Below are 11885 nucleotides of genomic sequence, written 5' to 3' on the forward strand. Positions count from 1 at the left end.
ATGAGGCCGTTCGACTCTTCGTCTCCGGCATTCGACCGCACCCCGGTCGACGGCATGCGCGCGCACCACTCGATCGCATTGCTCGACCACCTGGTCGCCCACGGGCCGACCACGCGAAGCGAGCTCGCGTCGGCGACGGGGCTCGGACGCAGCGCGATCGCCGGTATCGCAGCACGGCTCATCGACGCGGGCGTGCTCGTCGAGCAGGCGGATGCCTCGGACGACGGTCGTGCAGTGCCCCTCGCCCTGTCGGCGGCCCACCATGTGCTCGTGACCGCGTGGCTCGCCCCCGACGCCGCCGTCGCGACGGTCGCCGCCTTGAACGGCGAGGAGGGGGCACGGTTCGCCGAGCCGTTCGCGCGTGACGGCGAGCCGGCCGCTCCCGTCGATCTGCTCGCCACCGTGCTGACACGGGCGCTCGCGCACGCGGTGCGGGCGGGGCATCCGGTCGCCGACCTCACCGTCGTGGTCGACGGCCAGGTCGCCGGCCGACCCGCCGTGGTGGTGGGCAGCGAGCGCCTCGGAGCCGAACCGTTCGACCTGCTCGGCGAGCTGCGCCGGCTGGTGCCCGCCCTCGACGAGGTGGAGCACGGCGGCCGGTCGGCTCGGCTGGTGCCGGCCGGGCAGGCCGCGGCGGTCGCCGAGTGCGAGGCTCGCGGCGAACCCGACCTGCTCTACCTCGACGGCGACGGCGGCATCGACAGCGCGGTCGTCGACGGCGGCGTCGCGCGCGTCGGAGCGCACGGGCTCGCCGGATCCCTCGCGCACCTGCCGATCGAGCCGAACGGCCCGCGATGCACGTGCGGACAGCGCGGATGCCTCGCGAACCTCGCGTCGGCCCGCCACGTGCTCGAGCATGCCGGGCTCGGCGACCTCGACGCGAGCGCGGGCCGCACGCCCGCGCTCGATGAACTCGTGCGCCGCATCGACGCCGCCGACGATCGGGCGCGGTGGGCGTGGCTCGACGCCGCGCACTGGATCGGACGAGCGCTCCAGGTCGTGGTGCCGGTGCTCGACCCGCCGGTCATCGTGGCCGCCGGCTACTGGGGAGACCTGCTCGATGAGATCGACACGAGCTTCCGCAGCAATCGGCCGACCATCGCGAGCGGTGCGCTGACGCGGGTGCCTCGGATCGAGCACGCGGTCGCCGATGCCGACGCGGCCCTGGTGGGCGCGCGCCGACTCGCACGCGACCGCCTCATCGCCGACCCCATCCTCCTCGCGGGCTGACCGGCGGGGGCGACTACGCTGCCCGGCGCACGTACTCCGAGAAGACCACGCCCGATCGGTACGCCGTCGTCGTGACCTCGTCGAGACGCTCGGGCGAGTAGGGCCGTGCGCCGAACAGCGGGATGCCCGCTCCGAAGAGCACGGGGCTGCGCTTCAGCACGAGTCGGTCGATTTCGTCGGCGAGCGTCGCGGCGAGCGCGCCGCCGCCGCAGAGCCAGATGGATGCCCCGGGCTCGGCTTTCAGGCGGCGCACCACGTCGACGGGGTCGTCGGCGGTGATCTCGATGCCTTCGCCCTCGGCCTCGTGCGAGCGCGAGAAGACGAGTTGCCGCAGGTGCCGGTACGGGCTCGTCACGCCCATCGGCAGGCCGACGGCATAGGTGTTCCACCCCATCAGCACGGTGTCGAACCTCGACCCGTCCTGCTCGACGCCGATCGCCGCCGCGAGGTCGGTGGGGATGGCGTCGGCGAACCGCTCGTTGATGGCGTCCATGTGGTCGCCCTCGATCGGGAACGCGTCGAACTCGCCGTTCGGGCCGGCGATGAATCCGTCGAGGCTGACGGCGACGTAGTACACGAGTTCTCGCATCATGCTCCTTATTCACAACATCTGTAGTGATTGAGAGAGTACAACAGGTGTAGTGATCGCGCTAGTCTTCGAGCATGGCGAAGAACGACACACGACGACGGACGATCGCCGACGCCGGCCTCGCGGTGCTCGCACGCGAGGGGTCGCGAGGGCTCACGCACCGCGCCGTCGACGAGGCGGCGGGTGTGCCCGTGGGCACGACGTCCAACTACTTCCGCAGTCGCGATGCGCTCATCGGCGGCCTCGTCACGCGCATCGGCGAGCGACTCGCGCCCACCCCCGAAGACCTCGAACGTCGCGCCGCCGAGCCGCCCGGGCGCGAGCTGTTCGCGGCGTACATCCGCGACATCGTGCGGCGCCTCACCGATCACCGCGAGGTCACCCTCGCGCTGATGGAGCTGCGCCTCGAAGCCGCACGCCGACCCGAACTCGCCGAGGTGCTCGAAGCCTGGCAGCGCGACGGGTTCGCGGCCGATGTCGCGTTCAACGAAGCGGCGGGGCTGCCGGGCGGCGCGCGCGAGATCGCCCTGCTGCACTACGCGATCGACGGACTCATGCTCGATCGGCTGACGACATCGATCGACCCCGGCACCGCGACCGACGACATCGTCGATGACCTGGTACGGGGCCTGCTCGGCAGCGGCACGGGGGCACCCGCAGGTCCGGCAATCGAGTAGCGCCTGAATCGCGACGACGACTACCCTCGCGCGGCGTTCGCGGCCGCGATGAGCTGCTCGAGCTGTTCGCGCGCGACCGGCACGCCCGGGAACGACACGAGCCGCCCCACGGGGAACGACGCCATCATCTTCGCCATCCCGTCGTCGCTGAACACGTCGGTGTCGCCGAGTCCGCTCGCGAGCCCGGCCATCGCCTGCGCGACGATCGGCCCGGCGACGGGGTCGGCCATCAGATCGGCGACGGATGACTCGAACGAAAGCGGCAGGCGCACCTCGTCGCCGACGACCGCCGCGGTCGCGGTGAGTCGGATGTCGCGACTGGACGCGCCGACCGAGACCTCGTAGTCCCCGCCCTCGACCACCCAGCGGTCGACGCGCACGTCCCAGTAGGCGAGGTCGGCACGGCGCACGTGCACGACGACCTCACGCGAGGCGCCCGCCTCGATCTCGACCGACGCGAAGCCGGCGAGCGAGCGCGGCGCCCGCTGCACGCGCGACGCGGCGAGCCCGGTGTACACCTGCACGACCTCGCGGCCGGCGCGGTCACCGGTGTTCGTGACCGTGATCCGCACGTCCAGCCCGCCGTCGGCGGCAGTCGAGACGGTCGGGCCCGAGTACTCGAACGCCGTGTACGAGAGCCCGTGGCCGAACGGGTAGCGCACCACGGCGTCGCGCGCGTCGTACCACCGGTATCCGACGAACAGCCCCTCGCCGTAGCGCACGTGCCCGAACTCGCCCGGGAAGTCGAGGTACGCGGGGGTGTCCTCGAGACGGTGCGGGATGGTCTCGGCGAGCCGCCCCGACGGGTTCACGATGCCGAACAACACGTCGGCGATGCCGCCGCCGCCCGCCTGTCCGCCGAGCCAGCTCTCGACGATCGCGGGCACGTCGTCGGCGAACGGCAGCTCGACGACACCGCCGTTCGCGAGCACGACGACGACGTCGGGGTTCGCTGCGCGCACGGCGTCGAGCAGTTCGAGCTGCGAGGCGGGCAGACGCAGGTGCTCGCGGTCGAAGCCCTCCGACTCGGCGGCGGCGGGCAGGCCGAGGAAGAGCAGCACCACTTCGGCTGCGGATGCCGCGGCCAGCGCCTCGTCGACGAGCACGCGCTGCTCCGAGGCATCCGAGACATCGCCGCCGAGCGCGAAGCCGGGCGCGAACGCGACCCGCCCGGCGCCCGCGATCCGCTCGATCTCGGCGAGCGCGGTGTCGAGCCTGGTCGGACTGATGAGCGACGATCCGGCGCCCTGGTATCGAGGGGTGCGCGCGAACTCGCCGATGACGGCGATTCGGCGGCCGGGTGCGACGGGCAGGATGCCGTCGTCGTTCTTCAGCAGCACGGCGCCGCGCGCGGCGGCTTCACGGGCGAGCGCGTGGTGCGCCTCGACGTCCCGGGCGGGCACCTCGCCGCTCGCGCCGGGGTCGGCGCCCGCGACGGCCTTCTGCACGAGTTCGACGGCGCGTTTCGCGGCGAGGTCGAGGTGCGAGACATCCAGTCGTCCCGCTTCGACGGCGTCGATGAGCTGCTGGTCGGTGCGGCCGCCCGAAGCCGGCATCTCGAGGTCGAGTCCGGCGGCCAGGCCCTCGACGCGGTCGTTCACCGCACCCCAGTCGCTGACCACGAGCCCTTCGAACCCCCACTCGTCGCGCAGCACCCGCGTGAGCAGCCACGGATCCTCGCTCGCGTAGACGCCGTTGATGCGGTTGTACGAGCACATGACCGTCCACGGCCGGGCGTCCTCGACGACGCGCTGGAACCCGCGGAGGTAGATCTCGCGCAGCGGCCGAGGGTCGACGTCGGCCGAGACGCGCATGCGATCGGACTCCTGGTTGTTCGCGGCGAAGTGCTTCAGCGAAGCGCCGACGCCCTGCGATTGCAGCCCGCGCACGAGCGCCGCGCCGAGCTCGCCGGAGACGAGGGGGTCCTCGGAGAGGTACTCGAAGTTGCGGCCGCACAGCGGCGAGCGCTTGATGTTGATGCCGGGGCCGAGCAGCACGCCGACGCCGAGTGCGCGCGCCTCCTCGCCGAGGGCACGGCCCACCCGCTCGAGCAGTTCGGGGTCGAACGTCGAGCCGAGTGCCACGGCCGGCGGGAAGCACGTCGCCGGCACGCTGTCGCCGATGCCGAGGTGGTCGGCGCTGCCGCGCTGCAGGCGCACGCCGTGCGGCCCGTCGGTGAGCACGATGCCGGGGATCCCGGCTCGGTCGACCGGCTTCGTGCCCCAGAAGCTCGCGCCGCTCGTCAGGGACGCCTTCTCGGCGAGGGTCAGGTCGGCGACGAGGTCGCCCGCCGGCCGATCGAGCGGTCGGGATGTCGCGTGGTTCGGGGTGTCGGACATCTCGCTCCTTCGACGCTGAGGCAGTGCGAACACTGTAGACGAGCGATCCCGGCATCGGTGGGTACCCTCCCCGTGGGAGGTCGGAAGCGCCCCTTCGATCGCCCGGTGTTATCGGGTGCGTCGGTTCGGTCGCGGCATCCGGGCCGCGACCCCCCACGCCGTGACCCGCACGATCGCCTCGAGCACGATGCCGAACGTCATCTTCGATCGCCCGTGCACCCGTTCGACGAACGTGACCGGCACCTCGACGATGCGCAGCCCGACGTCGCGCGCGTGCCACAGCATGTCGACCTGGAACCCGTACCCGCGGGTGTGCACGTCGTCGAGGCGGATGCGCCGCAGCGCGTCGGCACGAAACGCCCGGAACCCCGCCGTCGCGTCCCGCGCGGGCAGCCGCAGCAACGTGCGCGCGTACGCGCTGCCCGCCCGCGAGAGCCATTCGCGTCGACGCGGCCAGTTCACGACCGATCCGCCGGGCACCCACCGCGAACCGATGACGAGATCGGCCGGCTCCGTGGCATCCGCACCGCCGCCGTGCGACGCGGCCGCGCCGCCCGCGAGCGCCGCGAGCATCGCCGGAAGGTCTTCGGGCCGGTGCGATCCGTCGGCGTCGAGTTGCACGATCGGGTCGTACCCGTGCTCGAGCGCCCAGCCGAAGGCGTCGAGGTACGCCGCACCGAGCCCCTGCTTGGCGGGCCGGTGGCGCACCCGCACGGCCGGGTCTGCTGCCGCGAGCTCATCGGCGAGTGCGCCGGTTCCGTCGGGCGAGGCGTCGTCGATGACGAGCACGGATGCCTCGGGCACCGCGCCGCGCACACGAGCGACGATCTCGGCGAGGTTCTCGCGCTCGTTGTAGGTGGGAATCACCACCAGCGGTTCGGGCATCCCGTGAATCGTACCCGCGTCGAGTGTTTCCGTTCGGACACCGCGTTTCCGCCCGAAGAGACGCGCTCTGCGCGACCGGAAACGCTCGGCGCGCGACTACCGCACACCCGACATGAGCTTCAGCACCCCGCGGCTGCCGAGGGCGAGCGCGACACCCAGCACGATCGCGATGCCGCCGAGCACCCCGAAGTACACCACCTCGTTCTGGGCCGAGTAGAACTCGGCGAGCCGACCCGAGATCGCGGTGCCGAGCGCGACCGAGAGGAAGAACAGCGCGACCATCTGCGTATGGAACACCTTCGGCGCGAGCTTCGTCGCCACCGACAGGCCGACCGGCGAGAGCAGCAGTTCGGCGACCGTGAAGACCAGCAGGATGCCGACGATGGCCAGCAGCGGCGTCGAGTTCGGGCCACCGCCGGCGAACGGGATGAACAGCAGGAACGCGACGCCCATGATCATCGTGCCGAGCGCGAACTTGATCGGCGTCGACGGCTGGCGGTCGCCGAGCTTCGTCCAGATCGCGGCGAACACGCCCGACAGCACGATGATGAAGATCGGGTTGATCGACTGCACCCACGACACCGGCATCTCCCAGCCGAACAGGTCGCGGTTCAGCTGCTTGTCGCTGTAGATCGTGAGCACCGTGAACTGCTGCTGGTACAGCGACCAGAACGCGACGGATGCCACGAACAACGGGATGAACCCGTACACGCGGTGTCGTTCGACCGTGCTGATCGCCCGGCTCGCGAGGATGACCGCGAAGTAGGCGATCGCGGCGACGATCGTGCCGCCGATGATCCAGAGCACCAGGTTCTGCGCGTTCACCAGGCCGGTGAGCACGAGCACCGCGACGAGCACCACGGCCGCGATCGCGATGCCGATCACGAGCGGGCGGCGTTCGCGCGGCAGCGGGTTGGGCACCACGGATGCCTCGGGCGGAAGGTGCTTGCGGCCGAAGGCGTACTGCACGAGCCCGATCGCCATGCCGACCGCGGCCAGCCCGAATCCCCAGTGGAAGCCGAGCGTGGTCTGCGCAAGGCCGGTGAGGATCGGGCCGAGGAACGCACCCAGGTTGATGCCGAGGTAGAAGACGCTGAAACCGGCGTCGCGCCGCGGATCGTGCTCGTCGTACAACGTGCCGACGACGCTCGTCGCGTTCGCCTTCAGCCCGCCGGATCCGAATGCGACGAGCACGAGACCCACGCCGACGCCGAGGAACCCCGGCAGCAGCGCGAGCGCGATGTGCCCGGCCATGATGACGATCGCGCTGAAGAACAGCACCCTCTCGCTGCCGAGCAGCCGGTCGGCGATCCACGCGCCGAGGATCGTCGAGAGGTACACCGCCCCGCCGTACGCGCCGACGATGCCGGCAGCCGAGACCTCGTCCATGCCGAGGCCGCCGCGGGTCGCCGAGTAGTACAGGTAGATGAGCAGGATGCCCTGCATGCCGTAGAAGCTGAACCGCTCCCACATCTCCACACCGAACAGGTGCACGAGCGCCCGCGGCTGCCCGAAGAAGCCGTGATCGTTCCGTGTGTCGTGTTCACCGGTCATGCGCACGTCGGCGCCGTCACCGCCATCCCCCATGGCGAAAGGGTACTCCTCGCCCCGGTTCGGCGTACTCGACGCAGCCGGGGGCTGTCCACCGTGAGACGGGTGGGGAGCCCCCGTGACGCTCGCCGTACCCGGCGATAGCGTCGAGGACGTGAAGGGAATCGACATGACCACCACAGCTTCGCGCGTCGGCGCACTCGCCGTCGTAGCCCTCATCGCCGCCTCACTGAGCGGTTGCGCGTTCCTCGCGCCGCGCCACGTGTTCGAGGATTCCGCGTCCATCGACCAGGACATCGCGCGCATCGTGATCGACTCGAACGACGGGAGCGTCACGGTTCGCGGGGTCGCCGGCGCCGACTCCGTCTCGCTCGAGCGCACCGTCAAGTACCGCGGCGCGGAACGCGAGATCGGCGAGACCCACCGGGTCTCGGGTGACGAGCTCGTACTCGACGACTGCGGCCGAAACTGCGCGATCGACTACGTGCTCGACGTGCCCCTCGGCGTCGAGGTGTCGGGCCGCACGTCGAACGGCTCGATCGAGCTCGCCGGCGTGTCCGAGGTCGACGTCTCGACGAACAACGGGCGTATCGACCTCGACGACGTGACGGGCGCGATCACGGCGACCACGAGCAACGGGAAGATCGACGGTCAGGGCCTCACGGGCGACGAGCCGATCGTGGTCGAGACCTCGAACGGCGCCATCGAGCTCGAGTTCGACGAACCGCGCGACGTACGCGCGACGACCTCGAACGGCGCGATCCGCCTCACCGTGCCCGACGCGTCGTACCGCGTCGACGCCGAGACCTCGAACGGTCGCACCACCGTCGACGTCGTCGACGACCCTGCCGGCGAGTTCGCCCTCCTGCTGCGCACGTCGAACGGCTCGATCACCGTCGAGCCGCGGTAACGGGCCTCAGCCGTTCTTCGCGTCGCGCCAGGCGAGCCAGTGCTCGACCGGCGCCAGGTCGTAGTCGGGCCCCGAGATGCCGACCGTGAACAGGCGCGTGCCCGCGGCGTGCAGCGCCTCGGCGCGCTCGTCGTCGCCGCGACGACCGAGCTCGTTCGAGACGGTGATCTGCGAGACATCCCGCCCGACCTCGTCGCCCCAGCGGCGCAGCACGTCCAGCTTGTGCGCGATCTCGTCGGGCTGCACGAACGAGTGCCAGATGTCGGCGTGCTCGGCGACGATGCGCAGCGTCTTCTGCTCTCCCTTGCCGCCGATCATGATGGGGATGTCGCGGGTCGGCGGCGGGTTGAGCTTCGCCCAGCGGTCGCGCACCCGCGGCAGCGCGCCGGCGAGGGCGTTCAGGCGGGTGCCCGGGGTGCCGAACTCGTAGCCGTACTCGTCGTAGTCGCGCTCGAACCACCCGGCGCCCGTGCCGAAGACGAACCGGCCGACACCCGAGCCCTTCGCCGAGATGTGGTCGATGGTGCGGGCCATGTCGGCCTGCAGGTCGGCATTGCGGTACGAATTGCAGCCGACGAGGCATCCGAATTCGATGCGCTCGGTCTGCTCGGCCCAGGCGCCGAGCATCGTCCAGGCTTCGAAATGCAGGCCGTCGGGCTCGCCCGACAGCGGGAAGAAGTGGTCCCAGTTGAAGACGACGTCGGCGCCGAGGTCTTCGATGCGCAGAACGGTGTCACGGATGGTCTGGTAGGTCGCGTGCTGCGGCTGCACCTGTACGCCGATGCGAACGGGGGAATCGAAGGTCACCGCTCAAGCCTAGGTGGAGCAACAGCCGGCACCACCCGTACGGATCACCCTGCACGCCGCGACGCACCAGGTCCGTCTCGTACGCGAGCACCGCCGGGCGCACGCGATCGCGCAGGCCGAGGTGGATGATCAGGCGCGACACGTACGTCTTCGAGGCCGTGTCTCGTCCGCTGCGCGCACGAAACCCGCGCTCAGGGGTGCGATAACGCAAGGATCCCCCGTACACTCCCGAGCATGGACAACCTCGACCGCGCGATTCTCGACCTGCTGCGCCAGAACTCGCGCGCGGGGTACGGCGACATCGGCTCGTCGGTGGGACTGAGCGCGTCGGCCGTGAAGCGACGGGTCGACAAGCTCGTCGGCGACGGGGTGATCCGTTCGTTCACGATCCAGGTCGATCCCGCGGTCGACGGCATGAGCACCGAGGCGTACGTCGAACTGTTCTGCCGGGGCACCGTCGCGCCCGAGGAACTGCGGCGCATCCTGCAGGACGTGCCCGAGGTGGTCTACGCCGGAACCGTGACCGGCAGCGCCGACGCGATCGTGCAGATGCGCGCCCGCGACATCACCTCGCTCGAGGACGCGCTCGAGCGCGTGCGCATCGCGCCGAACGTCGACCACACGCGCAGCGCGATCGTGCTGTCGCGACTCGTGAACCGCGACCGGGAGTGAGGCAGCCGTGAAGTTCGCGATCGACCCCGAATCGGATGCTCCGCCGTACGAGCAGCTTCGCGCGCAGGTGCTGGAGGCGGTGCGCGAGGGCCGGCTCGTGCCCGGCGAACGTCTGCCGACGGTGCGGGCCCTGGCCGACCAGCTGGGGCTGGCCGCGAACACCGTCGCACGCGCGTACCGCGAACTCGAGCACGACCACCTCATCGAGACCCGCGGGCGCGCGGGCAGTTTCGTCGCCGTGCACGGCGACCCCGCGCACCGGCGCGCACAGGAGGCCGCGGCTGAGTACGCCGCGCTCGTCCGACGCCTCGGCGTACCGATCGACGACGCCGTCGATCTCGTCGAGGCGGCACTGCGGATCGGCACCTGAGCTCCGCCGGGCGTCTCCCCTGCCGCGCGTCTCCCCTGCCGCTTCGCTCTGTCCAAGGTCGATTCGCGTCAATGCGGTACGCCTCCGCCGACCTCGGTCGCGCAAATCGACCTTGGACAGAGCGAAGCGCCGGGAGAGGCCGGCGCCGAGGCGCTACTCGACCGGGATGGGCTGCTTCGGCAGGCGGCGCACCTTGGCACGACGCCGGCGCCGCTCGGGGATCATCGAGCGCATCTCCTCGAGCTTTCCGAAGCACAGCAGCCGGTCACCCGACTCGAGCAGCACGCCCTTGCGCGGGTTGGGGATGACGTTCGCACCCCGGTGCAGGGTGAGCACCGTGATGTCGCGCTCCCACAGGCCCGATTCGCCCAGCGTCTTGCCCACCAGGTCGGCGTTGGTGTGCACGAGCAGTTCGGCAACGCCGTACCCCGTCGAGACCGTGAGGCGCTGCCGTACATCGATCTCGGGGAACGCTACCTGGTTGGCGATGTAGTCGATGATCGCGCCCGCGACGTCCAGCTTCGTCGCCGTCTCGATGCCCTGCAGCCCGGGCGAGGAGTTCACCTCCATGACGAGGGGACCCTCGTCGCCCTCCAGCATGTCGACGCCCGCGACCTTGAGCCCCATGATCTGCGCCGACCGCACCGCGGCCTGCTCGTACTCGGGCGTGAGCTCGACCGGTTCGACGGTGCCGCCGCGGTGCACATTCGAGCGGAACTCGTCGCCGTTCGCGACCCGGCGCATCGCGGCGACCACGCGATCGCCGACGACCAGGGCACGGATGTCACGACCCCGGCTCTCGGCGATGAAGCGCTGGATCAGCACGTTCTGCTTCGTCGAGTGCAGGGTCTCGATGATCGCCTCGGCGACCTTCACCTCGGGCGCGAGGATGACGCCGATGCCCTGCGTGCCCTCGAGCAGCTTGATGACGACGGGCGCGCCGCCGACCCGTTCGATCGCCGGCCGCAGGTCGGCGCGGTTGCGCACGAACGTCGTGGCCGGCATGCCGATGTTGTGCCGCGAGAGGATCTGCGTCGCGCGCAGCTTGTCGCGCGCGTTCGAGATGCCGTTCGCGGTGTTCGGCGTGTAGACGTCCATCTGCTCGAACTGGCGGACGACAGCGGTGCCGAAGTAGGTGATCGAGTTGCCGATGCGCGGCAGGATCGCGTCGTAGTCGCTGAGCCGGCGCCCGCGGTACTGCAGGTCGGGCTCGTCGGCCGACAGGTCGATGCCGAATCGCAGGGTGTTGAGGACCTTCACGTCGTGACCGCGCTGCTGCGCTGCAGTTCGGAAACGCTGGGTGGAGTACGCCTGGGGAGCGCGCGACAGGATCGCGAGTTTCATGGAGAGCCCCTGACAAGATGGGTGGGATGACCGAGCCAGCCTATGCGAACACCGCCGTCGCCGGATGGCGCGAATGGGTGAGCCTGCCGGCCATCGGCGTGCCCTGGATCAAGGCGAAACTCGACACCGGCGCACGCACGTCCGCGATCCACGCGTTCGACGTGAAGGTGTACCGCCGGCGGGGCGCCGAGTGGGTGCGATTCAGTGTGCGTCCGTGGCAGGAGTCCGACGCCGACGCGGTCGTCGTCGAGTGCCCCGTGCACGACCGACGAACGGTGCGCAGTTCGTCGGGCCACGTGCAGCACCGCATCGTGGTGCTGATGGAGCTCGTGCTGCTCGGGCGCACCGTGCCGGTCGAGGTCACCCTGTCGAATCGCGACCAGATGGGGTTCCGCATGCTCATCGGGCGCGAGGCGCTGAAGCAGGGGTTCCTCGTCGACTCGGCGCGCTCGTTCGTGGGCGGCCGGGCGCCGAAGGCCATGCGCCGCCGCAACCGCGGGCGGATCTGACG

General features: G+C 70.7%; 12 protein-coding genes. 6 read left to right on the top strand and 6 right to left on the bottom strand.

The window, feature by feature from the left end; genetic code table 11:
• Entirely contained in the window at nt 1-1230 is a 1230-nt protein-coding gene (locus FLP10_RS07460) for an ROK family transcriptional regulator (protein WP_149160294.1), read from the top strand.
• 13 nt (nt 1231-1243) lie between these two features.
• On the opposite strand, the gene FLP10_RS07465 is transcribed toward FLP10_RS07460, so the two are convergent.
• On the bottom strand, nt 1244-1822 hold the full coding sequence (locus tag FLP10_RS07465) for a dihydrofolate reductase family protein (protein WP_342780560.1): 579 nt from the start codon (nt 1820-1822) through the stop codon (nt 1244-1246).
• A 71-nt stretch (nt 1823-1893) separates the two neighbouring features.
• On the opposite strand from FLP10_RS07465, the gene FLP10_RS07470 reads away from it, so the two are divergent.
• Complete coding sequence (locus tag FLP10_RS07470) at nt 1894-2496, top strand: TetR/AcrR family transcriptional regulator (protein WP_149160295.1); 603 nt, start codon at nt 1894-1896, stop codon at nt 2494-2496.
• A 20-nt stretch (nt 2497-2516) separates the two neighbouring features.
• On the opposite strand, the gene FLP10_RS07475 is transcribed toward FLP10_RS07470, so the two are convergent.
• The 3 genes from FLP10_RS07475 to FLP10_RS07485 form a co-directional block, all read right to left on the bottom strand.
• Nucleotides 2517-4835 (bottom strand): glycoside hydrolase family 3 C-terminal domain-containing protein, encoded by a 2319-nt coding sequence (locus FLP10_RS07475; RefSeq protein ID WP_149160296.1) that lies wholly within the window; start codon nt 4833-4835, stop codon nt 2517-2519.
• A 108-nt stretch (nt 4836-4943) separates the two neighbouring features.
• Nucleotides 4944-5720, bottom strand: coding sequence for a polyprenol monophosphomannose synthase (locus FLP10_RS07480; protein ID WP_149160297.1), 777 nt, complete (start codon nt 5718-5720; stop codon nt 4944-4946).
• A gap of 96 nt (nt 5721-5816) precedes the next feature.
• Nucleotides 5817-7307, bottom strand: a complete 1491-nt coding sequence (locus FLP10_RS07485) for a peptide MFS transporter (RefSeq protein ID WP_425457634.1) — start codon at nt 7305-7307, stop codon at nt 5817-5819.
• A 133-nt stretch (nt 7308-7440) separates the two neighbouring features.
• On the opposite strand from FLP10_RS07485, the gene FLP10_RS07490 reads away from it, so the two are divergent.
• Nucleotides 7441-8181 carry a DUF4097 family beta strand repeat-containing protein gene (locus FLP10_RS07490; protein WP_149160298.1) on the top strand — a complete coding sequence of 247 codons (741 nt, stop codon included), beginning with the start codon at nt 7441-7443 and terminating at the stop codon, nt 8179-8181.
• A gap of 6 nt (nt 8182-8187) precedes the next feature.
• Here the strand turns inward: FLP10_RS07490 and FLP10_RS07495 are convergent, their stop codons facing one another.
• Complete coding sequence (locus tag FLP10_RS07495) at nt 8188-8988, bottom strand: LLM class F420-dependent oxidoreductase (RefSeq protein WP_149160299.1); 801 nt, start codon at nt 8986-8988, stop codon at nt 8188-8190.
• Nucleotides 8989-9222: 234 nt separating this feature from the next.
• Between FLP10_RS07495 and FLP10_RS07500 the strand changes: the two genes are divergently transcribed.
• Together FLP10_RS07500 and FLP10_RS07505 are read left to right on the top strand one after the other, a co-directional pair.
• Nucleotides 9223-9660 (top strand): Lrp/AsnC family transcriptional regulator, encoded by a 438-nt coding sequence (locus tag FLP10_RS07500; protein ID WP_149160300.1) that lies wholly within the window; start codon nt 9223-9225, stop codon nt 9658-9660.
• A 7-nt stretch (nt 9661-9667) separates the two neighbouring features.
• Nucleotides 9668-10030, top strand: coding sequence for a GntR family transcriptional regulator (locus FLP10_RS07505; RefSeq protein ID WP_149160301.1), 363 nt, complete (start codon nt 9668-9670; stop codon nt 10028-10030).
• Between the two features lie 153 nt (nt 10031-10183).
• Here FLP10_RS07505 and FLP10_RS07510 read toward each other — a convergent pair whose 3' ends face one another.
• On the bottom strand, nt 10184-11374 hold the full coding sequence (locus tag FLP10_RS07510; RefSeq protein WP_149160302.1) for a RimK family alpha-L-glutamate ligase: 1191 nt from the start codon (nt 11372-11374) through the stop codon (nt 10184-10186).
• Nucleotides 11375-11400: 26 nt separating this feature from the next.
• Here FLP10_RS07510 and FLP10_RS07515 point away from each other — a divergent pair, with 26 nt between their 5' ends.
• Entirely contained in the window at nt 11401-11883 is a 483-nt protein-coding gene (locus FLP10_RS07515) for an ATP-dependent zinc protease family protein (protein WP_210418500.1), read from the top strand.
• Nucleotides 11884-11885: the final 2 nt, after the last annotated feature.

Origin of the sequence: Agromyces intestinalis (genome assembly GCF_008365295.1) — a bacterium.
Classification (GTDB): Bacteria; Actinomycetota; Actinomycetes; order Actinomycetales; family Microbacteriaceae; genus Agromyces; species Agromyces intestinalis.

What these genes read in the sequence shown, in the direction of transcription:
- FLP10_RS07460 (WP_149160294.1), top strand. Translation starts at nt 1, where the DNA reads ATGAGGCCGTTCGACTCTTCGTCTCCGGCATTCGACCGCACCCCGGTC.
- FLP10_RS07465 (WP_342780560.1), bottom strand. Translation starts at nt 1,822, where the DNA reads ATGATGCGAGAACTCGTGTACTACGTCGCCGTCAGCCTCGACGGATTC.
- FLP10_RS07470 (WP_149160295.1), top strand. Translation starts at nt 1,894, where the DNA reads ATGGCGAAGAACGACACACGACGACGGACGATCGCCGACGCCGGCCTC.
- FLP10_RS07475 (WP_149160296.1), bottom strand. Translation starts at nt 4,835, where the DNA reads ATGTCCGACACCCCGAACCACGCGACATCCCGACCGCTCGATCGGCCG.
- FLP10_RS07480 (WP_149160297.1), bottom strand. Translation starts at nt 5,720, where the DNA reads ATGCCCGAACCGCTGGTGGTGATTCCCACCTACAACGAGCGCGAGAAC.
- FLP10_RS07485 (WP_425457634.1), bottom strand. Translation starts at nt 7,307, where the DNA reads ATGGGGGATGGCGGTGACGGCGCCGACGTGCGCATGACCGGTGAACAC.
- FLP10_RS07490 (WP_149160298.1), top strand. Translation starts at nt 7,441, where the DNA reads ATGACCACCACAGCTTCGCGCGTCGGCGCACTCGCCGTCGTAGCCCTC.
- FLP10_RS07500 (WP_149160300.1), top strand. Translation starts at nt 9,223, where the DNA reads ATGGACAACCTCGACCGCGCGATTCTCGACCTGCTGCGCCAGAACTCG.
- FLP10_RS07510 (WP_149160302.1), bottom strand. Translation starts at nt 11,374, where the DNA reads ATGAAACTCGCGATCCTGTCGCGCGCTCCCCAGGCGTACTCCACCCAG.
- FLP10_RS07515 (WP_210418500.1), top strand. Translation starts at nt 11,401, where the DNA reads ATGACCGAGCCAGCCTATGCGAACACCGCCGTCGCCGGATGGCGCGAA.